Genomic DNA, 23,131 nt, shown 5'->3' with positions numbered 1-23,131 from the left:
TCCTACACCCCCAACTCCTGTGCGAGCACTGCCGCTTGGACTCTGCTCCGCAGCTCCAGCTTCCCCAGCACCTTGCTGACGTGCGTCTTCACCGTCGCCTCCGCCATGTCGAGCCGTACCGCGATCTCGGCGTTCGACAGGCCCCGGCCGAGCGCCGAGAGGACCTCCCGCTCCCGGGGCGTCAGGGCGTCCAGGACGGCGGGGTCCGTCCCCCGCTCCGCCGCGGACGGCCGCCCGGACGCGGCGAACTCCGCGATGAGCCGCCGCGTCACCGCCGGGGCGATCAGCCCCTCGCCGCGCGCCACCGTCCGCACCGCCTCGATCAGCTCCCGGGCCTCCGCGTTCTTCAGCAGGAAACCCGCCGCCCCCGCCCGCAGCGCCCCGAAGACGTACGCGTCCAGGTCGAAGGTGGTCAGCACGAGCACGTCCGCGAGCCCCTCCGACACCACGATCCCGGTCGCCGTCACCCCGTCCATCCGGGGCATCTGCACGTCCATCAGGACCAGGTCCGGGCGCAGTTCGCGCGCCAGCTCCACCGCCCGCTCCCCGTCGGCCGCCTCCCCGACCACCTCGACGTCCGGCGCGCTGCCCAGGATCAGGACCAGGCCCGCCCGCACCGCGCTCTGGTCCTCGGCGACCACCACCCGCACCGTCATGCCCGCTCCTCGTCGCTCGCGTCCACGGGCAGCTCCGCCCGCACCCGCCACAGTCTCCTTCCCCCGCCGTCCGTCACCGGCCCCGCCCCGAAGGCCCCGCCGAGCAGGGCCGTCCGCTCCCGCATCCCCACCAGGCCCGCCCCCGAGCCGGGCGCGGTCGGCCCCGGGCGCTCCCCGAACGGACTGGTCACCTCGACCGTGAGGGCGTCCGGCTCCCGGGCGAGGACCACCCGGACCTCGCCGGGCGCCGCGTGCTTCAGCGCGTTCGTCAGCGACTCCTGCACGATCCGGTACGCCGCCAGCTCCACCGGCGCAGGGAGGTCCGCCTCGCTCTCCCGGACGTCCTCCAGGACGAGGACGAGACCGCTCGGCCGGGCGTTCGCCCGCGCCTGGTCGACCAGGGCGTCCAGGCCGGCGAGGGTGGGAGCGGCGGCCGGTTCGGCGTCCCCGCTGCCGTCCCGGAGGATGCCGATGAGCCGTCGCATCTCCGACAGGCCCGCCACGCTGTTCTCCCGGATCACGGTGAGCGCCTGCCGGGTGGTGCCCGGGTCGTCGAGGGAGAGCGCCGCCGTGGAGTGGATCGCGATCGCCGAGAGGTGGTTCGCCACCATGTCGTGCAGCTCGCGCGCCATCCGGGCCCGCTCGGCGACCACGGCCTGCGTACGGTCCATCTCGGCGAGCAGCGCCGTCTGTTCGGCCCGCAGCCGCGCGGCGACCGCCGCCTCCCGGTGGTTGCGCACGACGGCGCCGGTCATCGCGGGCATGAAGGAGATCATGCCCGTGAGCACCCCGACGAGCAGGGCGATCGCGTTCTGCCACCAGACGAGGAAGCCGACCGTCACCGCGACCGTGACCAGCCCGGTCGTGTAGGGGACCCGGCGGGCGGTGGCGGGGTTCCCGTACACGACGGCCGCGTAGACCACGTCCGTGAACATCAGGACGGTGACCAGGTTCCCGTTGGTGAACTGGTCGCCGACGATCGCGAGCGTGCCGGCGACGATCGCCGTCTGCGGCATCGTCCGGCGCACCGTCTCCGCCGAGGCCATCACCGCGAGCGGGACCAGCGCCGCCCACCGCTGGTCGAAGAGGCGGCCGCCCGTCGTGTAGAGCCCGAAGGACCACAGGAGCAGTCCGCAGGAGAGCCCGAGGAAGCCCATCAGCAGGTCGAAGCGGTGCGGGCGGGAGAGTTTCACCGGGCGGGGGAGCGTCACGGGGCGGCGGGGCGTCACGTACTCATCCAACACGCCCCCGCGTGCGGGAACCTCCTCGTCCGGGCCGATCCGGCCCTCCGTCGAAGGATGTAGACGGGATTCGTCACCCGCGACGACGAAACCGGCCCGGGCCGGCGGGACGCTGAGGGGGAACCGAAAGGGGAACCCTCGTGATCGTCACGCTGATCGTCGTCTGCGAGGTCGGCTTCTGGGTCCTGCTGGCCGCCGGCCTCGCCACCCGCTACCTGCTGAAGATGCCCCGGACGGGCCTGGCCCTGCTGCTCTGCGAACCCCTCCTGGAGGTCCTGCTCCTCGTCGTCACCGCGATCGACCTCAAGAACGGCGCCGACCCGAACTGGCGGCACGGCATCGCCGCGCTCTACATCGGCTACACCGTCGGCCACGGCCACCGCACCGTGAAGTGGCTCGACGGCCACGCCGCCCACCGCTTCGGCGGCGCCCCGCCGCCCGTGAAGCCCCCGCGGTACGGCATGGCCCGCGCCCGCCACGAGGGCGCGGTCTGGCTCGGCACGGTGACCGCCGCCGCCGTCGCCTCGGGCCTGCTGCTCCTGGCGGCCTGGTACGTCGGCGACGACGGGAACACCGACGGCCTGCGGAGCTGGATCCTCGTCGCCTGGCGGGCGGCCGGCATCCACGGCCTGATCGCGCTCAGCTACGCGATCTGGCCGAAGAAGGCGCCGGAGAAGGCCCCCGAGAAGACTCCGGAGAAGGCCCCCGAGAAGGCCTCAGCGGTCCCCGCCCGGCACCCAGAGGACGTCCCCGACCTCCCGGTTGGCCGTGCGCGCGAGGATGAAGAGCAGGTCCGATAGCCGGTTGAGGTACGTGGCGGTCAGGGCGTTCATCGTCTCGCCGTGCACCTCCAGGGCCGCCCAGGTGGAGCGCTCCGCCCGCCGGACCACCGTGCACGCCTGGTGCAGCAGCGCCGCCCCGGGCGTGCCGCCCGGCAGGATGAAGGAGCGCAGCTTCTCCAGCTCCTCCAGGAAGCGGTCGCAGTCGGCCTCCAGCTTGTCCACGTACGTCTGCTCGACCCGCAGCGGCGGGTACTCCGGGTTCTCCACGACCGGGGTGGAGAGGTCCGCGCCGACGTCGAAGAGGTCGTTCTGGACGCGGACGAGGACCTTCACGACCTCCTCGTCCAGCTGCCCGAGGGCGATCGCCGTACCGATCACGGCGTTCGCCTCGTTGGCGTCGGCGTAGGCCGAGATCCGCAGATCCGTCTTGGCGGTCCGGCTCATGTCCCCCAGGGCGGTGGTGCCCTTGTCGCCGGTACGGGTGTAGATGCGCGTCAGATTGACCATGGCGCCAGCGTAGTCAGCCGCCCGCGTCCCGTGACGCGCGTGTGCCGACCGTCACGGCGCACGCCGCGCGCCCCCGCCCGGAACCCCGTACGGCCTGTCGTGAGTGTGACGTCCGTCAAAGAGGGCGTGACGCGCATTACTTAGCGGTCACATGGCGCCTCCGGACCGCTAATCTCCGCCGGAGAGCCAGAAGTGAACAGGCGTGGAGGGGTGGAACATCGTGGCCAGGAAGCTCGCCGTCATCGGGGCCGGACTCATGGGGTCCGGCATCGCGCAGGTCTCGGCACAGGCGGGCTGGGACGTCGTCCTGCGTGACGTCACCGACGCCGCCCTGACCCGCGGCACCGACGGCATCAAGGCGTCGTACGACCGCTTCGTCGCCAAGGGCAAGCTGGACGCCGCCGACGCGGAGGCCGCGCTCGGCCGGATCACCGCCACCACCGAGCTGGAGGCCGTCGCGGACGCCGACGTGATCGTCGAGGCCGTCTTCGAGAACCTCGACGTCAAGCACGAGATCTTCCGCTCGCTCGACAAGGTCGCCAAGGACGGCGCCGTCCTCGCCTCCAACACCTCCGCGATCCCGATCACCAAGATCGCCGCGGTGACCGGGCGCCCCGAGGCCGTCGTCGGCGCCCACTTCTTCTCCCCGGTCCCGATGATGCAGCTCTGCGAGCTCGTCCGCGGCTACAAGACCAGCGACGCCACCCTCGCCGCCGCCCGCGAGTTCGCCGAGTCCGTCGGCAAGACCTGCATCGTCGTCAACCGCGACGTCGCCGGCTTCGTCACCACCCGGCTCATCGCCGCCCTCGTCGTCGAGGCCGCCAAGCTCCAGGAGTCGGGCGTCGCCACCGCCGAGGACATCGACATCGCCTGCAAGCTGGGCTTCGGCCACGCCATGGGCCCGCTCGCCACCGCCGACCTCACCGGCATCGACATCCTGGTGAACGCGGCCAACAACATCTACACCGAGTCCCAGGACGAGAAGTTCGCTCCGCCGGAGGTGATGCGCCGGATGGTGGACGCGGGTGACATCGGCCGCAAGAGCGGGCAGGGCTACTACACGTACTGAGCGGAACGTACTGAGCGGGCCGGGGCCTCCGCACCCACCGAACGAGTACGGAACCCGGCCCACCACCCCGCCCTCACTCCGTGGGGTGAATTTCGGTATCGGATCGCTGACAAGGCGCAACGCTTCTGCCGGTGCGGCAGTCAGTTGTTGCGAAGACGGAGCACTCTCGGGGAGCGCATATGCACATCAGGGGCGACCACGTCGAGCTGGTCGTCGGGGGCCGCCTCGACGTCCGCAGCGCGGCGGACGCCCGTACGGTCCTGCACTCGGCCGTCGACGACGGAGTCGGCGACCTGGTGCTCGACCTGACAGGGCTCGACTCCTGGGACGCCACCGGGCTCGGCGTCATCATGGGCGCCCACCGGCGGGCCGGCCGCTGCGGCCGGCGCCTGGTCCTGCGCGGGGTGCCGCCCCAGATGCAGCGCCTCCTCGTCGCCACCCGGCTGCACCGCATCCTCGCCATCGAGGGCGGCCTCGCCCTGGAGTCGCTGCCCCGGGTCTGAGACCCGCCCCGGGGGCCGGTCCGAAGCGGACCCGCGGCGCGCACCGGGCATCACGCCCCATCCTCACAAGACCGTGACGTCTTGGTCTCGGGAGCACCCCGACTGTTCCCGGGCGTCCCGGCACGGTCTAGGGTTTCGGCCGTCCGCACATTCGGCCGTCCGACGAGGACGCGACCCACCCGGCGGGCCCGCACACCGCTTCTTGGGGGCTAGGACCATGGACCCGATCAATCCTGGGTCGGAGGAGTACGGTCACGACACCGAGGGCGAGGAGGCCCGCCAGGGCCGCGGCGTGCCCGCACCCGCGCCCACGCCCGCGCGTGCCCGCGTCGTCCGGCTCGTCTCCGGGGAGCTCCTCCTCACCGTCAACCCCGTCGACGGCAGCGAGATCGAACCCTGCCCGCCCGGACAGACGCCGGAAGCGCCCCGCCCCCGCACCCCCGAGGAGCGCGCCGAGGCCGCCCGCGCCGCCGCCCCGTCCGTACCGCCCGGCCCGGCGGCCCCCGCCCTGCCGCTCCTCGAACGCCAGGAGGAGCGCGAGCGGCTCGCCGCGATCCTCGGCCGGGGCCGCTCCGCCCGGCTGCTCGGCGTCCCCGGCTCCGGCCGCACCGCCCTCCTCGACGCGGTCGCCGCCGACTGCGCCGACCTCGCCCCCGACGGCGTCGTCCGCCTCTCCGGCCACCACCGCACCGCCGGCGAACTCCTCCACGAGCTCTTCGACGCCGTCCGGCACGCCCCCGGCCACCGGCCCGACCGGCCCGCCCTCCTCGACCAGCTCCGCGGCGTCGGCGCCGTGGTCGTCGTCGACGACCTGGAGTTCGGCGGCGCCGCCCTCGACGAACTCCTCGCCGCCGCCCCCGAGTGCGCCTTCCTCCTCGCCGCGTCCCCGGACACCCCCGCGCCCCCGGCCGCCGCCCACCTGGAGGAGGTCCTCCTCGCCGGCCTCGGCCGCGGCGCCGCCCTCAAGCTCCTGGAGAGCGCCGTCGGCCGCACCCTCACCGACGAGGAGGCCAACTGGGCCGGCGACCTGTGGTTCGAGTCCGAGGGCCTGCCCCTCCGCTTCGTCCAGGCCGGCGCCCTGCTCCGCCAGCGCGACCGGCTGCGCGTCACCCCCGCCGAGTTCGACGCCTTCGGCGCCCTCGAAGAGGCCTTCGGACCCACCGACCCCGAAGCGGCGGCGAAGGCCGCGGCCGCCGCCTTCGACGGCGTCGACGACCCCGACGTCGAACTGCGCGAGATACCCCTGCCCAGCCTCGGCGAGGGCGCCGCCCCCGCCGCCCTCCTCGCCTCCCGGCTCAGCCGCTCCGCCCAGACCGCCCTGCGCTTCGCCGTCGCCCTCGGCGGCGAGGTCCCGCACCAGGCCCACCTGCCGGCCCTGGTCGGCGACACCCACGCCGACGCCGCCCTCGGCGAACTCATGGCCTGCGGCCTGCTCTCCCCGGCCGGCCCCCGCTACCGGCTCGCCGCCGGGGTCCTCACCCAGCTCCTCGCCCAGGGGTACGAGCCCGGGGCCGCCGACCGCGCCCACACCGCCGCCCAGCACTACGCCTGGTGGGCCGCCCACCCCTCCGTCACCCCCGAACGGGCCGCCGTCGAGTCCGACGCCCTGCTCGCCGCGCTCACCGCCCTCCTCCCCGGCAACACCACCGACGCCGAAGCCGCCGCCGAGCAGCGGGCCACCGCCGTCCTCCTCGCCCGCGCCGCCGCCCCCGCCTTCGCCGCCGGACTGCACTGGGGCGCCTGGGAGCGGGCCCTGCGCGCCGGCCAGGAGGCCGCCCGGCTGACCGGGGACGTCGCGGAGGAGGCCTACTTCCACCACGAGCTCGGCGTCCTCGCGATCTGCGCGGGCAACCTGGAGCGGGCCCGCGCCGAACTGGAGGCCTCCATCGGCATGCGCGGCGTGCTCGCCGACAAGCCCGGCACCGTCGCCGGCCGCCGGGCGCTCGCCCTCGTCGCCGACCTCTCCCGGGAGCACACCGCCCCGGCCGCCCTCCGCGCCGAGGAGCCCGTCTCCCCGCCGCGCGGCACCCCGGCCGCCCGCCCGGTCCGCCCGGCCCCGGAACCGGCCACGGCCCCGCTGCCCGGCGGACCCGTACGGCCCCCGGCCCCCGCCTTTCCCGGCTTCGCCAGCTTCTCCGGCTTCGCCGACAAGGGCCCGGAGCCCGCCACGAGCCCCGTCCCCGTCCCCGTCAAGGGCGACGGCCGCCCCGGCCTCGGGAGCGGCATCCTCGACGGCGCCCGCCGCAACCTCGTCGCGGTCGGCGCGGGCGCGCTCCTCGTCGCCGTCCTCGGCACCGTCGTCACCCTCGGCGCCACCTCCGGCAACGGCGAGGACCCGGCCCCGCAGCGCGTCACCTCCGACAGCACGGCGACCCAGGGCGCCCCCGACGAGGAGACCGAGGCCGACGAGGCGTCCGAGGACGCCGAACCGGGGGAGACGGGCGAGCCCTCCGCCTCCGGCACCCCGAGCCCCTCCGGCTCCGGCAGCGCCTCGCCGTCCTCCTCCACGAGCCCCGGCGCCACCGGCGGCTCGCCCTCCTCCTCGGACGGCCCGTCGACGACGACGTCCCCGACGGAGACGACGCGGCCCACGTCCCCGACGTCGGGGCCGACCACGTCCCGCCCGCCGACGTCGCCGAAGCCGAGTTCTTCGACGTCGAAGCCGCCGACGACCCCTCCGACGACGCCGCCCGTGACCCCGCCGACCACCGAACCGGAGCCGACGGAGACGACGGAGACGACGAGCCCGCCCGCCGGAGAAGGCAGCCCCAGCAACTCCGCCTCCGCCTCCCTCGGCAGCGCGCCCGCCCCCGCCGACTCCACCGCCACGGAGCCTCCCGCCACGGAGACCCCCGCCTGACCCCGTACGCACGGAAGAACGGGAACGGCCCCGGGCGCGTGTCCACGCACCCGGGGCCGTTCCCGTACCGTCCGTACCGCTCCTAGAACAGGCGCAGCTTGTCGTCCTCGATGCCGCGCAGGGCGTCGTAGTCGAGGACCACGCAGCCGATCCCGCGGTCCGTCGCGAGGACCCGCGCCTGCGGCTTGATCTCCTGGGCCGCGAAGACGCCCCTGACCGGGGCCAGGTGCGGGTCGCGGTTGAGCAGCTCCAGGTAGCGGGTGAGCTGCTCGACGCCGTCGATCTCGCCGCGCCGCTTGATCTCCACCGCGACCGTCGCGCCGTCCGAGTCGCGGCACAGGATGTCCACGGGGCCGATCGCGGTCGGGTACTCGCGGCGGATCAGGGAGTACCCCGCGCCGAGGGTCTCGATGCGGTCGGCGAGCAGCTCCTGGAGGTGCGCCTCCACACCGTCCTTGATGAGGCCCGGGTCCACGCCCAGCTCGTGCGAGGAGTCGTGGAGGATCTCCTCCATCGTGATGATCAGTTTCTCGCCCGCTTTGTTGATCACGGTCCAGACGCCGGCCTCGGCGTCGGCACCCTCCTTCAGGGTGCACGGCGGGGACATCCAGTTGAGCGGTTTGTACGCCCGGTCGTCCGCGTGGATGGAGACGCTGCCGTCTGCCTTGACCAGGATCAGACGGGGCGCGGAGGGCAGGTGGGCGGTGAGCCGGCCCGCGTAGTCGACGGAACAGCGGGCAATGACGAGACGCATGGTCGGCAACGCTACAAGACGGGCGCTCTCCCGCGCGATTCGGGCGTCATCCGGAGTTCGGAGGGGGATCTTCATGAGCCGAACACCCGTCGGTTATCAGCCGGTTGTGTTCCCCATCTTCTGGTGCGGCCAGGACTGCGCGCTTACCGTGGAAGCTGGAGGTCGTCGTCCGTGCACGCTGCGTGGCGCACGGCCCGGCCTTCGCCCTGCCCGCAAGACCCCGCCCGCGGGGTCGCGAGAGGAGAACCCATGTCGCTCGACGTCTCACCGGCCCTGTTGGAACAGGCCGAGCGAGGCGAGGTCGACGAAGCCGACTTCGTCGACTGCGTCCGGACCTCCCTGCCCTACGCATGGGAGATGATCAGTTCTCTGGTGGCCCAGCTGAAGGTCGACGGCGGAGAGTTCGCCGACAACCAGACGCCGCCGCCGAATGAGCAGGCACGTGGTCAGCTGCTGCGCGCACTCGCGAGCGACGCCATCCGTGGCGCCCTGCAGCGGCACTTCGGGGTGCGTCTCGCCTTCCAGAACTGCCACCGGGTGGCGGTCTTCCCGCTGGACCCGGCGGTGGACGACCGGCTCGCCCGCTTCACGTCCATCAGGGGGCAGCTGCTCAACCAGTCCCCGGAACTGCGCGACTGCTGAGTCGTGGTGCTGCCGCTCCCCGTCGCGGGAGAAGGGGGCCGGCGCGTGTCGACGCGCACCGGCGCGAAGGGATGCCGGAGCGGCAGCACAGTCACCGGGAGGACGGGACCGCGCGGCCCCGCACCGGGAAGCCCGCCGCCCCGCCACCGGGATCCCGCCGCGTCACACCAGGAGCGGCAGGACCTCCGCGCCCAGGCGCCGGACGTTCTCCTCGGTCGCCGCGAGGTCGCCCGAGCCCTCCGCGAGCAGGGCGAAGCGCGTGATGCCCGTGCGCTCCGCCGTCGCCGCGAGCCGGTCCGCCGCGAGCCGGGGCGTGCCCACCGGGTGCAGTCCGCACAGCAGCTCCGTGTACGCCACGGGGTCCCGCATCGACCGGTGCCGGCCGTCCACGGTCACGTGCGCGTCGAGCCCCTGCCTCAGCCAGCCGGGCATCGCCTTCACCAGCGCCTCGGCCGCGTCCTCGCGCCGGTCCGCGAGCTGGGCCACCCCCGCCGACACGTGGTGGGAGCCGATCCGCGCGGTCTCGTCCGGGTCCCGCCCGGACTCCCGCGACCAGCGCGCCCAGGCCGCGACCATCTCGGCCTTGTCCTCGTCGCCGCAGTGCATCCCGAGCAGCATCGGGAGGCCGCGCTCGGCGGCCAGCCGCACGCTCTTCGGCGAGGTGCACGCCACCACCACCTCCGGGGCCGCCTCCCCGCCGATCAGCTCGTCCGGCCGGGGCACCACCGGCACCTCCCGGAAGGAGAACCGTTCCCCTCCGGCGCCGACGCGCGGCTCGGTCAGCCAGCGAAGCAGCAGGTCGAGCGATTCGGGGAACCCCTTCTCGTACGCCTCCAGACCCGCGCCGAACACCTCCAGGTCGACCCACGGCCCGCCCCGGCCCACCCCGAGGGTGAACCTGCCGCCCGAGGTGAGGTGCAGCAGCGCCGCCTGCTCGCCCAGGGCGACCGGGTGGACGGTCGGCAGCACGCTCACCGCCGTGCCGACCCGCAGCCGCCGGGTGCGGCCGAGCAGCAGCGCGGCCAGCGTCACGGCCGAGGGACACACCCCGTACGGCACGAAGTGGTGCTCGGCCAGCCAGACGGAGTCGAGTCCCGCCTCCTCGGCGACCTCGGCGGTCCGCACCGCACGGTGCAGCGCCTCTCCCTGTCCCTGGCCCGGGAACTGGGCGGCCAGAACGAACGTACCCACGCGCATCGCCTTGTGCCTCCTTGCGGCCGACGCGAATCTCCCCCTCGCACTGGCAACAACGCCTGACACGTGCCAAAGGCAACGGCCGTTCATGAAGTTCTTGCGATTTTCGGCAGGGCCCCCGCCCACCGGGCCCGGGGCACCGCGTGGCGGCCCGTAGGCTGGAGGGAACCGTCCGTGTTCCCCGATCCCGTGAGGTGTGCCCGTGTCCCCGCGTCACAACCGCGCCCGAGGCCGCGACCAGTCCGAGCCGCAGGGCGATCACGGCGACCGGTACGGCGGGGCGCATCGCACCGAGAGCTGGCAGGGCGAGGAGTGGTACGTCCGCCTCGTCGCCGGGGCCAGCTCACCCGGCAAGCGCTACCGCTGCCCCGGCTGTGACCAGGAGATCCCGGCCGGTGCCCCGCACGTGGTCGCCTGGCCGGAGTACGGGGGAGTGGACGACCGGCGCCACTGGCACAAGGCCTGCTGGAACGCGAAGGACCGCCGCACCAGCCGGGTGCAGCGGTCCCGCAACGCGCCGAGGTACTGAAAGGCGTCCGCCTACACGTCCCGGCTGTTCAGCAGGGCGTAGGCGCCGGCGAGCGCCACCGCCGCCGTGCCCCCCATGATCAGCAGCGGCTCCCAGCCGGCCGGACCGTCCTCGCCGAACGGCGGCCGCGAGCTGTAGAGCGCGATCATCTGCGAGGGGATCGCGTACGTGAACAGCCACTCCTGCACCGACTTCAGCGCCTCGGAGAACATGAAGAGGGCCGCCACCAGCGGCAGGAGCAGCAGACCGATCATCACCGTGATCGCACCCGCCGAGTGCCGGATGACCGTGCCGATCGCCAGCGACAGCAGACCGAGCGCGGCCAGGTAGGCGCCCGCGCCGACCGTCGCGCGCAGCCACTCGCCGCCCGACGGCTCCGCCCCGTCCACCATGCCGACCTGCGCCACCGCGACCAGCGTCGCCACCGCCGTGGTGACCGTGAAGACCAGCAGGAAGAAGACGATCGCCTTCGCCGTGAGCACCCGGGCCCGGCTCGGGCAGGCCGTCAGCGTCGTGCGGATCATGCCCGTGCCGTACTCCGAGGCGATCGTGAGCACCCCGAGCGTGATCACGCAGATCGACGCCGGCAGCATCCCGAAGAAGCCGAACGCGAGCGCGCTCTCGTCCCCCATCGGGGCCTCGGAGGCCGAGGCGATGGCCGCCACGCCCAGGCCGATGACCACCATCAGCAGGATCATGACGCCGAGCGTCCACACCGTCGAACGCACCGAGCGGATCTTCGTCCACTCGGAGGCGAGGGCGTCCCCGAGGTGCGCCCGGCGGACCGGGATGGGGGAGACGTAGGCGTGCGGCGCCGGGACGTGCTGCGGGTGTGCGGGGGCGGTCATCGGGCGTCCTCGGTGGTGTCGCCCGGCCGGGGAGCGGCCGGAGGGGCGTACGGGGCCGGCGCGGGAGCGTGGCCGGGAGCCTGCGGCGCCGTGGCGTACGGGTTCTGTCCGGGCGGCGGCGGGGCGTACCAGCCCTGCTGCGGCACGTCCTGGACCACCGGCCGCGGCGGCGTCCCGTACCCCGGCTGCCCGGGCTGGAGCGGCGGCTGGAGGTGGGCGAGCCGGTCGTCGGTGGAGCGGTAGTCCACGGCGCCCTGCGTCAGGCGCATGTACGCCTCCTCCAGGGACGCCTGGTGCGGGGACAGCTCCCAGAGCCGTACGTCCGCGCCGTGCGCCAGGTCGCTGATCCTCGGCAGGGGCAGGCCGGTCACCCGCAGCGCCCCGTCCGGCTCGGAGAGGACCTGGCCGCCGGCCTCCGTCAGGGCCGCCGTCAGCTTCTCCCGCTGCGCCGGCTCGGTCCCCGGCGTCCGCACCCGGGCGAAGTCGGCGGAGTTGGCCGAGATGAACTCCTTGACGCTCATGTCCGCGAGGAGCTGTCCCCGGCCGATCACGATCAGGTGGTCCGCCGTCAGCGCCATCTCGCTCATGAGGTGGCTGGAGACGAAGACCGTCCGGCCCTCGGCGGCCAGCTTCTTCATCAGGTTCCGCACCCAGAGGATGCCCTCGGGGTCCAGACCGTTGACCGGCTCGTCGAAGAGCAGCACCTGCGGATCGCCGAGGAGCGCCGCCGCGATGCCGAGCCGCTGGCCCATGCCGAGCGAGAAGCCCTTCGAGCGCCGCTTGGCCACGTCCTGGAGGCCGACCACGCCGAGGACCTCGTCGACCCGCTGCGCCGGGATGCCGGCGAGCTGGGCGAGCGAGAGGAGGTGGCTGCGCGCGCTCCGGCCGCCGTGCACGGCCTTGGCGTCGAGGAGCGCGCCCACCTGCCGGGGTGCGTTCGGCAACTGCCGGAAGGGGTGGCCGCCGATCGTCACATGGCCCGCCGAGGGCTGGTCGAGCCCCAGGATCATCCGCATCGTCGTCGACTTCCCGGAGCCGTTGGGCCCCAGGAAGCCGGTCACCACGCCGGGCCTCACCCGGAAGGAAAGGTCGTACACGGCCGTCTTGGCGCCGTAGCGCTTCGTCAGGCCGACTGCCTCGATCATTCTGCAGCCCCATCGACAGGTCGGTCGGATCCGTGCCGGGGCGCGGCGTCCGTCGGCCGGAGCCCCCCGTATGAGCTAGGAGCTTATCGAGCCGTTGACGGTTCCGGCCAAACAGAGGGGGATCAGGCGTCCCGCTCCTTCATCACCAGGTAGCCGCCGAGGAGCGACGCCGCCACCCAGAGCAGCATGATCCCGAGCCCGCCCCACGGGCCGTACGGGGGCTTGTCCGAGTCCAGGGCGCCCGGCACCACCTGCATGATCTTCGACCCGGCCTGGTCCGGGAAGTAGCGGGCCACCTCCTTGGCCCCCGGCACCGCCATCAGGATCCGCGAGATCAGCAGGAAGAAGGGCACCAGGATGCCCAGCGAGAGCACCGACGAGCGCAGCATCGCCGCCACCCCCATCGAGAAGACCGCGATCAGGCCCATGTAGAGCCCGCCGCCGACCACCGCCCGCAGCACGTTGTCCGCGCCGATCGTCGTCCGGTGCTCGCCGAGCAGCGCCTGCCCCAGGAAGAAGGAGAGGAAGCTCGTCGCCAGGCTCACCAGGAGCGCGAGCACCCCCGCCACCGCGACCTTCGAGAAGAGGAAGGTCCCCCGCCCGGGCACGGCCGCCAGCGAGGTGCGGATCATGCCGGAGGAGTACTCGGTCCCCACCACCAGGACGCCGAAGACCACCATCGCCAGCTGGCCCAGGATCATCCCGGAGAAGCTGACCGTGGTCGGGTCGAAGGTGAACCGCTCGGCCTCGGACAGGCTGTCGAAGTTGGCGGCCGTGAGCGCGGACAGGCCCGCCCCCATGCCCGCCGTGACGAGCAGGGCGCTCGCCAGGGTCCAGACGGTCGACGACACCGTCCGGATCTTGGTCCACTCGGACTGGAGGACCGCGGATGCCGCTGTCATCGTTCAGTCTCCCTCGGAGGTCGTGCCCCACCGGGGGCCCGGCGCCTGTGCGCCGCCGTGTACGTCGGTGCCGTGCGCGTGGTACTCCACCGTGTCCGCCGTCATCTGCATGAAGGCCTCTTCGAGCGAGGCGCGCTGGGAGCTCAGCTCGTGCAGCACGATCCCGTTCTCCGCCGCCAGCTCGCCCAGCTTCTCGGTCGTCGCCCCGTCCACCTCCAGGACGTCGCCGCCCGCCTCGACCACGACGAAGCCGTGGGCGCGCAGCACGTCCCGCAGCCGCTCCCGCTGCGGCGAACGCAGCCGCGCATAACTCCGCGAATTCCGCTGGATGAAATCCGCCATCGACGTGTCGGCCAGCAGTTTTCCCTGTCCGATCACGATCAGGTGATCGGCCGTCAGCGCCATTTCGCTCATCAGATGGCTGGAAACGAAGATCGTCCGGCCTTCGGCCGCCAACGCCTTCATGAGATTGCGGATCCAGTGAATTCCCTCGGGGTCCAGACCATTGACGGGTTCGTCGAACATCAGGATCTCGGGATCGCCCAGGAGCGCCGAGGCGATGCCGAGCCGCTGCCCCATGCCGAGGGAGAAACCCTTCGACTTCTTCCGCGCGACCGGCGTCAGACCCACCAGGCCGAGCACCTCGTCCACCCGGCTCCGCGGGATGCGGTTCGACTGCGCCAGGCACAGCAGGTTGTTGTACGCCGACCGGCCGCCGTGCATCGCCTTGGCGTCGAGCAGCGCCCCGATGTGCTTCAGGGGCTCGTGCAGCTCCCGGTAGTGCTTCCCGTCGATCCGGACCGTCCCGCTCGTCGGGTTGTCCAGGTCCAGCATCATCCGCATCGTCGTCGACTTGCCCGCCCCGTTCGGCCCGAGGAAGCCGGTCACCACGCCGGGCCGCACCTGGAAGGAGAGGTGGTCGACCGCGGTCTTCGTCCCGTAGCGCTTGGTCAGGCCCTCCAGCTCGATCATGCGACCAACCTACGGGCGCGCGAAACCCCCCGCCACCGGAGTGGCGGGGGGTTCCCGGGGCGTCGTCGGACCGTCGTCCGGCGTGCCGTTACCGCGTCTGCTGGGCCGGGACGCCGGCCTGGCGCTCGTCGTCGATCGGGGAGCCGGCCGCCGCCACCGCGGCACCGGTCAGCGTCGCCAGCATCTCGCGGACGTTGGTCAGCTGCGCGTTGATGGAGTCCCGGCGGTTCGTCAGGGCCGCCAGCTCGCGCTCCGATTCGCTGCGGATGCGGTCGGCCTTGGCGTTCGCGTCGGCCACGATGTCCTCGGCCTGGCGCTGCGCGGTCTCCACCGTCTGGCGGGCCCGGCGCTCCGCGTCCGTACGCAGCTTCTCGGCCTCCAGGCGGAGCTGCTCGGCCCGGTGCTCGATCTCGGCCAGGCGCTTCTCGGCCTTCGCCTGGCGCGAGGCCAGGTCCCGCTCCGACTGCTCGCGGCGCTTCGCCAGGTTGGTCTCGAAGTCCGCGGCGGCCTGGGCGGCCTTGGCGCGGGTCTCCTCGAAGAGGGCGTCCGCCTCCTCGCGCTTCGACTGCGCGTCCTTCTGCGCCTCGGCGCGCAGCGAGTTGGCCTCGCCCTGCGCCTTCTCGACGATCCGGACACCCTCGTCCTCGGCCTTGGCCTTGCGGTCCGACGCGAACGTCTCCGCGTCGTTGCGCACCTGCTGGGCGGCCGACTCGGCCAGCTCGCGGTGCTGCTCGGCGGCGCGACGGGCCTCCTCGCGCAGGTCCTTCGCCTCCTCCTCGGCGAGCCGGAGGATCTTCTCGACCCGGGCGCCGAGCCCCGCGTACGACGGCTCGGCGTCGGTGACCTGTGCCTGGGCGTTCTGCGTTTCGAGGTGGAGCTCCTCGATGCGCTTCTCCAAAGAGGTGATGCGTGAAAGAGCACTGTCGCGGTCGGCCACGAGCTTGGTAATGCGGTCGTCCACCTGACCGCGGTCGTAACCGCGCCGCACGAGCTCGAAGCCGAAGGGGGAGGAAGTGTCGCTCATGGGGTTCCTGTCGAATGAGACCGGTGAGGTGTTAGAGGGAATCCTAGGGGCCGAAGCGGCGTGTCATCGAGCGTATGCCTGTTTGGTCTGGAGAATGTCCAGCCTTTTGAGTGGCTAGCCGTCCTGGGACTTGCCACTCGTACGGGTGGAACCGGCCGAAGCCCCCGCCCTGGTGCCGATCCCCCCGGCCGACTTCGCGCCCCCCGGCGCCTCGAAGGACTCCAACGCCTCCAGCACGTCCTGGACACGCGAGATCTCGGCGTTGATGTCCTTGCGCCGGCGCACCAGCACCTCCAGCTCGCGCTTGCCCTCCGCGATCGTCTCCGCGGCCTCGGCCTCCGCCTCGGCCCTGATCCGCTGGGCCTCCGCCTTGATGGCCTCGGCCTCCGCGACGAGCGACGCCTTCTTCTGCTCGGCCTCCTTGAGGAGCCCGTCGGCCTTCCGCACCGCCGCGATCCGGACCTTGCTCGCCTCCGAACTCGCGTCGGAGACCAGCTCCTTCGCCTTCTCCTCGGCCTCGGCGCGCTGCTCCGTCGCCGCCTTCACCAGCTTGTCGACCCGCTCGCCGGCCGTCTTCATCTGCTCGGCCGTCTCGCGCCGCGCCCGGTCGTGCAGCTCCTCGATCTCGCCCTCGATCCGGCCCCGCAGCTCCTCGGCCCGCTCCCTTATGGCCGTCGCGTCGCTGCGCGCCCCGACCAGGAGCTCGTCCGCGTCCGTACGGGCCTTCTCCACCAGCGAGTTGCCCTCGACGGTCGCCTCGGCGACGATCCGCTCGGCCTCCTTGCGGGCCGCGCCCACCATCAGGTCCGCCTGCGACTCGGCCTCCGTGGTGGCGCGCAGCGCCTCCTCCCGGGCCTTGTCGATGAGCTGGTCCGCCTGCTCGGCCGCGTCCGAACGCTTCTTGGCCCCGGCCTCCCGCGCCTCGTCGAGGACCCGGTCCGCCTCCTCGCGGGCCTCCGAGCGCATCCGCTCGGCCGCCGCCTCGGCGTCCGCCTTCAGCCGCTCCGACCCGGCACGGACCTCCTCGGCGTCCCGCCGCGCGGCACCCGTCGTCGCCTCCGCCCCGGCGCGCGCCTCCGCCACGACCGACTCGGCCAGTTCGGCTGCCTCGCGGGTGAGGCGCTCGGCCTCGCTCGTGGCCTCGGCGATGAGGGCGTCGGCCTGCTCGGCCGCGTCGCTGCGGCGCTTGTCGGCGGCCTTGCGGGCCTCGTCGAGGACCTGCTCACCGTCCGCGAGGGCCGCGGCCCGCAGCGCCTGGGCGTGCGCCTCGCCGTCGATCCTGACCTGCTCGGCCTCGGCGCGGATGCGCCGGGCGTCCTGCTCGGTCGTCTCCATGAGCTCGACCGCCTCGGCGGTGAGCCGGTCGGCCTCGGCCGTCGCCCCGGACGTGACCCGCTCGGCCAGTTCGGCGGCCTCGCGGGTGAGGCGCTCGGCCTCGCTCGTGGCCTCGGCGATGAGGGCGTCGGCCTGCTCGGCCGCGTCGGCGCGGCGCTTGTCGGCGGCCTTGCGGGCCTCGTCGAGGACCTGCTCACCGTCCGCGAGCGCGGCCGCCCGCAGCGCCTCCGCGTGCGCCTCGCCGTCCGCCTTGACCTGCTCGGCCTCGGTACGGATGCGCCGGGCGTCCTGCTCGGTCGTCTCCATGAGCTCGACCGCCTCGGCGGTGAGCCGGTCCGCCTCGGTCCGCGCCTCGCCGACCACCGTCTCGGCCTGCTCCGCGGCCTCCGAACGGATCCGGTTCGCGTCGTCCCGGGCGTCCGCCCGCGTACGGGCCGCGTCCTGCTCGGCCGAGGCGAGCGAGTCCGTCACCTCGGTCCGCACCCGCTGCGCGTACTCGGCGGTGTCCGCCCGCAGCTTCTCCGACTCGGCGAGCGCGTCCGTGACCGTCCGCTCGGCCAGCGCCTTCGCGGCCTCGGACTCCTCCTGGGCCCGCGCCCGGACGCTGGCCGCGTCCTCGGTCGCCCGCTCCCGCTCCTCGTACGCGTCGGCGCGGACCCGGTCCGCCTCCTCCTGCGCCTCGGTGCGCGTCCGCTCGGCGGCGTGCTCGGCCGCCGACCGCAGCCCGGCGATCTCCTCCTCGGCCTGCTCGCGCAGACCGGCCACCGAGTCCCGCACCTCCTGGGCGGTCTGCTCGGCCGCCGCGACCATCTCGGTCGCCCGCGCGTCCGCCTCCTCGACCAGGCGCTGCGCCTCGGTCTGGGCGTCCTCGACCCGCTTGCGGGCCGCCGCGAGCAGCTCCTCGGACTGCTCCCGGGCCAGCTCGCGCTCCCGGCCGGCCTCGGAACGCGCCGACTCCAGGGTCTCCTCGGCCTCCCGGCGGCGCCGTACGGCCTCCTCCTGCGCGGCGGCCAGCGCCTCGGCGGCCTCGGCGGCCACCCGCTCGGCGGCGGCCGCGGCCTCCGCCCGCACCCGGTCGGCGGTCTCCTGGGCCTCCGACCGCAGCCGCTCGGCCTCGTCGGACGCCTCCGTGCGCAGCCGTACGGCCACGGCCTCGGCCTCGGCGCGCGCGGCGCCCGCGTCCGCCGCCGCCTCGATCCGCAGCCGCTCGGCCTCCTGCTCGGCCTGCTCCCGCAGGACGCGGATGCGCTCGGCGGCCTCGGTCCGCAGCCGCTCCGTCTCCTCGGCGGCCTCGCGCCGGATCCGCTCGCCCTCGGCGCGCGCGTCGGTGAGCTCCTCCCCGGCGGCCGCGACCTTCGCCCCGGCCTCGGTGTGCAGCCGGGTCAGCTCCTCGGCGGCCTCCGCGCGCCGGGCCTCGGCGGCCCGCTCGGCGTCCGCGCGCAGCCCCGCCGCCGCCGTCTCGGCCGCGGTCCGCACCGACTCGGCCTGCTCCTCGGCCTCGGCGCGCAGCCGCTCGGCCTCGGCGCGGGTGCGCTCCAGGGTCTCCTCGGCCTGGGCCCGGAGCGTCTGGGCGCGCTCCATCGCCTCGGACTTGACCCGCTCGCTCTCCGCGCCGGCCTTCGTCCGCAGTTCCTCGGCGTCCGTACGGGCCTTGGACAGCAGCTCCTCGGCGGTCCCGGCCGCCTCCTCGATCTGCTGGAGGGCCTCGCGGCGCGCCTCGCCGCGGATCCGCTCGCCCTCGTCGATGGCCTCGCCGCGCAGCTGCTCGGCCTCGCCGCGCAGCCGCCGCGCCTCCTCCTGGAGCTCGACGGTCTTGGCGCGGTACTCCTTGGTGTCGTCCTTCGCCGAACCGAGCAGCTCGTCCGCCTGCTCCTCGGCCTGGGCGCGCAGCCGGTCGGCCTCGGTCTCGGCCTCCCGGCGGACCCGCTCGGCCTCCTCGGCGGCCTTGCGGGTGGTCTCCCGGGCGTCCTCGGACGCCTTGGTGAGGATCTCCTCGGCGCTGCGGGCGGCCTTGGCGAGCGCGGCGGCGGAGTCCTCGGCGGCGGCCGTACGGGCCTTGTCGGAGGCCTCCGCGACCAGCTTCTCCGCCTCGGCGGTCGCTTCGCGCAGCTTCTCCTCGGCGTCGGCCTTGAGGTTCTCGGCCTCCTTGGTGGCCTCGCCGACGAGCCGGGCGATCTCCGCCTTGGCCGTACGGGTGCGCTGCTCGTTGACCGACTCGGCGGAGGAGAGCTGCCGGGCGGCGGCCTCCTTGGCCTCGGTGAGCGCCCTCTCGGCCTCGGTACGGGCGGTCCGCAGCCTCTCCTCGGCCTCCTGCATCCGCTGCTCGGCGGCGCGGGACAGCTCGGTGGCCTGGCGGCGGGCCTGGTCGGTCTCGGCCGCGGTGGAGGAGCGGAGCTGCTCGGCGTGGCTGGTGGCCTCCTGGGCCTGGCCCGCGGCGTTGGCGAGGAGCCGCTCGGCGTCCTTGCGGGCGCGCAGCAGGATCGCCTCGGCCTCGGCACGGGCGGCCTCGGCGTCGGCGCCGACGCGGCGGCTGGTCTCCTCGGCGAGCCGGTTGGCCTCGGCGCGGGCGGTGGCGAGCGCCTGCTCGGCCTCCGCGCGGGACTCCTCCAGCAGCCGGCGGGCCTGGGACTCCGTACGGGCGCGCAGCTGCTCGGCCCAGGCGACGTTCTCGTTGACGTGCGCCTCGACGGTCTGGCGGCGCTCGTTCAGCTCCTGGTCCAGCTGCTGACGGCGCTGGACGGCCTCGTTGTGCAGCTCGGCCTGGAGCCGGGCCTGGTGCTCGGCGTGCTCCTGGAGGATGCGCTGGGTCTGGGCGCGGGCCTCGCGCAGCTCGCGCTCGGCGTCCTGGCGGAGCTGCTCGGCCTGCGCCTGCGCGTTCCGCAGCATCTGCTCGGCCTGGTAGCCGATGTCGGCGCTGTCGTACGCGGGCCGGGACGCGATGGTGCGGCGCGCCTCGTGGAGCTTGGCGCGCAAGACCTCGACCTGGTAACCGAGGTCCTCGGCGTGCTGGACGGCCTTCTCCCGCTCGGTCTTCAGCCGGTCCATCTCGGCTTCGAACCGGGCGAGATGGTCGTCTTCAGCTCGGTGGCTCTCCTGGCGTTCGTAGCCCCGCACTGCGCGGTCCCATCCTTCCCCGAGCTCTCAACGCGTTCGAGCAGGGAAGACCCCAACCCTGGTCGCGACACTCAACGAGCGCCGCCCCCTCGGCCGGGGACGGGCCCCCGGGGAATCGTGGCAGATCGGACGACCCCGACATCCCGACTTGGGTGCCACGCGGAGCGGCCCCGACCGGCCCCGGCCCGGAGCCGCCCACTCTACCGGGCCGGGAATCCGGAGGTCAGTGCTCCGCTGAGGAGTGGTCAGCCGACGGCTTCGCCGAGGTGACCAGTTCCGTGAGGACGCCGTGGCAGTCCTTGGGGTGCAGGAAGGTGATCCGGGAGCCCATGGAGCCGGTCCGCGGCTCGTCGTAGAGGACCCGGACGCCCTTGCCGCGGATGGCCTCGGCGTCCCCGTCGACGTCGGCGGTGCCGAAGGCGATGTGGTGCACGCCCTCGCCGTTCTTGGCGAGCCACTTGCCCACCGCCGAGTCCTCCCGGGTCGGCTCCAGGAGCTGGAGGTAGGAGGCGCCGCCGTCCGAGGTCCCGTTGATCTTGAGCATGGCCTCGCGGACGCCCTGCTCCTCGTTGACCTCGGTGTGGAAGACCTCGAAGCCGTAGGTCGCGCGGTAGAACTCGACGGTCGCGTCGAGGTTGAAACAGGCGATCCCGATGTGGTCGATTCGCGTCAGCATGGGTCCAGTGCATCCCCGAAGGGGCGGTTACGCAACGTGCGCGCCGTCACACCGTCGCGCCGATGACCGGGTGCCGGACCCCTCAGTACATTGGCGGTAAACCCTCGTTCACTTCTCATCCCTAGGGGCCGTGCCTCATGTCTGGAACGACCGGTACCACCTCAGTGATCGTCGCGGGCGCCCGTACGCCCATGGGTCGCCTGCTCGGTTCGCTCAAGTCCTTCTCGGGCGCCGACCTCGGCGGCTTCGCCATCAAGGCCGCCCTCGACCGGGCCGGCATCGGCGGCGACCAGGTGCAGTACGTGATCATGGGCCAGGTGCTGCAGGCGGGCGCCGGTCAGATCCCCGCCCGCCAGGCCGCCGTCAAGGCCGGCATCCCGATGAACGTCCCGGCCCTCACCATCAACAAGGTGTGTCTCTCCGGGCTCGACGCCATCGCCCTCGCCGACCAGCTCATCCGCGCCGGCGAGTTCGACGTGGTCGTCGCCGGCGGCCAGGAGTCGATGACCAACGCCCCGCACCTGCTCCCGAAGTCCCGCGAGGGCTACAAGTACGGCGCGATCGAGATGCTCGACTCCATGGCGTACGACGGCCTCACCGACTCCTTCGACGCCGTGGCCATGGGCGAGTCCACCGAGCGGCACAACACCCGCCTGGGCATCGAGCGCCCCGCGCAGGACGAGATCGGCGCCCTGTCGCACCAGCGCGCCGCCGCCGCCCAGAAGAACGGCCTCTTCGAGGCCGAGATCACCCCGGTCGAGATCCCGCAGCGCAAGGGCGACCCGGTGATCTTCGCCAAGGACGAGGGCGTCCGCCCCGAGACCACCACCGAGACCCTCGGCAAGCTCCGTCCCGCCTTCGCCAAGGACGGCACGATCACCGCCGGCACCTCCTCGCAGATCTCCGACGGCGCCGCCGCCGTCGTCGTGATGAGCAAGGCCAAGGCCGAGGAGCTGGGCCTGGAGTGGATCGCCGAGATCGGCGCCCACGGCAACGTGGCCGGTCCGGACAACTCCCTCCAGTCGCAGCCGGCCAACGCGATCCTGCACGCCCTGAAGAAGGAGGGCCTGAGCGTCGACGACCTCGATCTGATCGAGATCAACGAGGCCTTCGCCGCGGTCCTCGTCCAGTCGATGAAGGACCTCGGCGTCACCTCCGACAAGGTGAACGTCAACGGCGGCGCCATCGCCCTCGGCCACCCCATCGGCATGTCCGGCGCCCGGGTCGTGCTCCACCTCGCCCTGGAGCTCAAGCGGCGCGGCGGCGGCGTCGGCGCGGCGGCCCTGTGCGGCGGCGGCGGCCAGGGCGACGCCCTGATCGTCCGCGTGGCCGGCAAGTAAGCACCGAGGCAAGGAGCTCTGCACATGGTGGACGTCCCCGCACTCGTCGCCCAGGCGCGCGAGGGCAGGCCCCGGGCCGTGGCCCGGCTGATCTCGCTGGTGGAGGGGGCGTCCCCGCAGCTCCGTGAGGTGATGGCGGCGCTCGCGCCGCTCACCGGCGGCGCGTACGTGGTGGGCCTGACCGGCTCGCCCGGCGTCGGCAAGTCCACCTCGACGTCCGCGCTCGTCACCGCCTACCGCCGGGCGGGGAAGCGGGTCGGCGTCCTGGCCGTCGACCCGTCCTCCCCGTTCAGCGGGGGAGCGCTGCTCGGCGACCGGGTCCGGATGTCGGACCACGCCTCCGACCCGGGCGTCTACATCCGCTCCATGGCCACCCGGGGGCACCTGGGCGGCCTCGCCTGGTCCGCCCCGCAGGCCATCCGCGTCCTGGACGCGGCCGGCTGCGAGGTGATCCTCGTGGAGACCGTCGGCGTCGGGCAGTCGGAGGTCGAGATCGCCTCCCAGGCCGACACCTCGGTGGTCCTGCTCGCGCCGGGCATGGGCGACGGGATCCAGGCCGCGAAGGCGGGCATCCTGGAGATCGGCGACGTGTACGTGGTGAACAAGGCCGACCGGGACGGCGCGGACGCCACCGCCCGCGAGCTCAACCACATGCTCGGCCTCGGGGAGTCGCGCGGTCCGGGCGACTGGCGGCCGCCGATCGTGAAGACGGTCGCGGCGCGCGGCGAGGGCGTCGACGAGGTCGTGGAGGCCCTGGAGAAGCACCGCGCCTGGATGGAGGAGCACGGGGTCCTGGCGGAGCGCCGCAGGACCCGGGCGTCGCGCGAGGTCGAGACCATCGCGGTCACGGCCCTGCGCGAGCGGATCGGGGACCTGCGCGGCGACCGGCGCCTGGACGCGCTCGCGGAGCGGATCACGGCGGGCGGCCTCGACCCGTACGCGGCCGCCGACGAGCTGGTGGCGGAGCTGACGGGCAACTGAGCGGCACGTACGCGAGAGGGCCTCCCCGGATCACCGGGGAGGCCCTGTCTCTTATAC

Annotated in this window: 20 protein-coding genes; 8 read left to right on the top strand and 12 right to left on the bottom strand. The window is 73.7% G+C overall.

Annotated elements, in window-relative coordinates:
• Nucleotides 1–2: 2 nt before the first annotated feature.
• Together ACWGSR_RS28775 and ACWGSR_RS28770 are read right to left on the bottom strand one after the other, a co-directional pair.
• Nucleotides 3–656 (bottom strand): response regulator, encoded by a 654-nt coding sequence (locus ACWGSR_RS28775; protein ID WP_453570364.1) that lies wholly within the window; start codon nt 654–656, stop codon nt 3–5.
• Nucleotides 653–1,849, bottom strand: a complete 1,197-nt coding sequence (locus ACWGSR_RS28770) for a sensor histidine kinase (protein WP_453570361.1) — start codon at nt 1,847–1,849, stop codon at nt 653–655. Before ACWGSR_RS28770 ends, ACWGSR_RS28775 begins: the two co-directional genes overlap by 4 nt.
• 188 nt (nt 1,850–2,037) lie before the next feature.
• Between ACWGSR_RS28770 and ACWGSR_RS28765 the strand changes: the two genes are divergently transcribed.
• The gene (locus ACWGSR_RS28765; RefSeq protein ID WP_453570358.1) at nt 2,038–2,697 is read left to right on the top strand and encodes a hypothetical protein; all 660 of its coding nucleotides are present in this window, start codon (nt 2,038–2,040) and stop codon (nt 2,695–2,697) included.
• On the opposite strand, the gene ACWGSR_RS28760 is transcribed toward ACWGSR_RS28765, so the two are convergent.
• Nucleotides 2,614–3,186 carry a cob(I)yrinic acid a,c-diamide adenosyltransferase gene (locus ACWGSR_RS28760; RefSeq protein WP_366371960.1) on the bottom strand — a complete coding sequence of 191 codons (573 nt, stop codon included), beginning with the start codon at nt 3,184–3,186 and terminating at the stop codon, nt 2,614–2,616. The two genes, ACWGSR_RS28765 and ACWGSR_RS28760, sit on opposite strands and share 84 nt — an antisense overlap.
• A gap of 220 nt (nt 3,187–3,406) precedes the next feature.
• Between ACWGSR_RS28760 and ACWGSR_RS28755 the strand changes: the two genes are divergently transcribed.
• The 3 genes from ACWGSR_RS28755 (at nt 3,407) to ACWGSR_RS28745 (ending at nt 7,618) form a co-directional block, all read left to right on the top strand.
• Nucleotides 3,407–4,255, top strand: coding sequence for a 3-hydroxyacyl-CoA dehydrogenase family protein (locus ACWGSR_RS28755; RefSeq protein ID WP_453570705.1), 849 nt, complete (start codon nt 3,407–3,409; stop codon nt 4,253–4,255).
• Between the two features lie 179 nt (nt 4,256–4,434).
• Nucleotides 4,435–4,758, top strand: coding sequence for an STAS domain-containing protein (locus tag ACWGSR_RS28750; protein WP_030210572.1), 324 nt, complete (start codon nt 4,435–4,437; stop codon nt 4,756–4,758).
• Nucleotides 4,759–4,975: 217 nt separating this feature from the next.
• The gene (locus tag ACWGSR_RS28745) at nt 4,976–7,618 is read left to right on the top strand and encodes an ATP-binding protein (protein ID WP_453570355.1); all 2,643 of its coding nucleotides are present in this window, start codon (nt 4,976–4,978) and stop codon (nt 7,616–7,618) included.
• A gap of 82 nt (nt 7,619–7,700) precedes the next feature.
• Here ACWGSR_RS28745 and nucS read toward each other — a convergent pair whose 3' ends face one another.
• On the bottom strand, nt 7,701–8,372 hold the full coding sequence (gene nucS, locus ACWGSR_RS28740) for an endonuclease NucS (protein ID WP_376236894.1): 672 nt from the start codon (nt 8,370–8,372) through the stop codon (nt 7,701–7,703).
• A gap of 249 nt (nt 8,373–8,621) precedes the next feature.
• On the opposite strand from nucS, the gene ACWGSR_RS28735 reads away from it, so the two are divergent.
• Nucleotides 8,622–9,014 (top strand): SCO5389 family protein, encoded by a 393-nt coding sequence (locus tag ACWGSR_RS28735; RefSeq protein ID WP_030218823.1) that lies wholly within the window; start codon nt 8,622–8,624, stop codon nt 9,012–9,014.
• Nucleotides 9,015–9,176: 162 nt separating this feature from the next.
• Here the strand turns inward: ACWGSR_RS28735 and ACWGSR_RS28730 are convergent, their stop codons facing one another.
• Nucleotides 9,177–10,211: an LLM class flavin-dependent oxidoreductase gene (locus ACWGSR_RS28730; RefSeq protein ID WP_453570352.1), complete on the bottom strand. Its 1,035-nt coding sequence runs from the start codon at nt 10,209–10,211 to the stop codon at nt 9,177–9,179.
• 199 nt (nt 10,212–10,410) lie between these two features.
• Here ACWGSR_RS28730 and ACWGSR_RS28725 point away from each other — a divergent pair, with 199 nt between their 5' ends.
• Complete coding sequence (locus ACWGSR_RS28725) at nt 10,411–10,737, top strand: ATP/GTP-binding protein (protein WP_376236889.1); 327 nt, start codon at nt 10,411–10,413, stop codon at nt 10,735–10,737.
• Nucleotides 10,738–10,748: 11 nt separating this feature from the next.
• Here the strand turns inward: ACWGSR_RS28725 and ACWGSR_RS28720 are convergent, their stop codons facing one another.
• From ACWGSR_RS28720 to mce, 7 genes are all read right to left on the bottom strand, one after another.
• Nucleotides 10,749–11,585: an ABC transporter permease subunit gene (locus ACWGSR_RS28720; RefSeq protein WP_453570348.1), complete on the bottom strand. Its 837-nt coding sequence runs from the start codon at nt 11,583–11,585 to the stop codon at nt 10,749–10,751.
• Nucleotides 11,582–12,730: an ATP-binding cassette domain-containing protein gene (locus ACWGSR_RS28715; protein ID WP_376236883.1), complete on the bottom strand. Its 1,149-nt coding sequence runs from the start codon at nt 12,728–12,730 to the stop codon at nt 11,582–11,584. The genes ACWGSR_RS28720 and ACWGSR_RS28715 overlap by 4 nt, the downstream gene beginning before the upstream one ends.
• A gap of 122 nt (nt 12,731–12,852) precedes the next feature.
• The gene (locus ACWGSR_RS28710) at nt 12,853–13,632 is read right to left on the bottom strand and encodes an ABC transporter permease (protein WP_453570344.1); all 780 of its coding nucleotides are present in this window, start codon (nt 13,630–13,632) and stop codon (nt 12,853–12,855) included.
• Nucleotides 13,633–13,635: 3 nt separating this feature from the next.
• Entirely contained in the window at nt 13,636–14,604 is a 969-nt protein-coding gene (locus ACWGSR_RS28705; protein ID WP_376236877.1) for an ABC transporter ATP-binding protein, read from the bottom strand.
• An 88-nt stretch (nt 14,605–14,692) separates the two neighbouring features.
• Entirely contained in the window at nt 14,693–15,628 is a 936-nt protein-coding gene (locus ACWGSR_RS28700) for a coiled-coil domain-containing protein (protein ID WP_366371977.1), read from the bottom strand.
• A gap of 114 nt (nt 15,629–15,742) precedes the next feature.
• Nucleotides 15,743–20,077, bottom strand: coding sequence for a polarized growth protein Scy (scy, locus tag ACWGSR_RS28695; RefSeq protein WP_453570340.1), 4,335 nt, complete (start codon nt 20,075–20,077; stop codon nt 15,743–15,745).
• Nucleotides 20,078–20,300: 223 nt separating this feature from the next.
• The gene (gene mce / locus ACWGSR_RS28690) at nt 20,301–20,753 is read right to left on the bottom strand and encodes a methylmalonyl-CoA epimerase (RefSeq protein WP_366371980.1); all 453 of its coding nucleotides are present in this window, start codon (nt 20,751–20,753) and stop codon (nt 20,301–20,303) included.
• A gap of 137 nt (nt 20,754–20,890) precedes the next feature.
• Here mce and ACWGSR_RS28685 point away from each other — a divergent pair, with 137 nt between their 5' ends.
• Nucleotides 20,891–22,093: an acetyl-CoA C-acetyltransferase gene (locus ACWGSR_RS28685; protein ID WP_376236870.1), complete on the top strand. Its 1,203-nt coding sequence runs from the start codon at nt 20,891–20,893 to the stop codon at nt 22,091–22,093.
• 24 nt (nt 22,094–22,117) lie between these two features.
• Nucleotides 22,118–23,074 (top strand): methylmalonyl Co-A mutase-associated GTPase MeaB, encoded by a 957-nt coding sequence (gene meaB, locus ACWGSR_RS28680; RefSeq protein ID WP_376236867.1) that lies wholly within the window; start codon nt 22,118–22,120, stop codon nt 23,072–23,074.
• Nucleotides 23,075–23,131: the final 57 nt, after the last annotated feature.

It is taken from the genome of Streptomyces sp. NPDC055632, from assembly GCF_053618675.1.
Note: the sequence above shows the minus strand (reverse complement) of the source record. Positions and strands in the feature narration are given on the sequence as shown.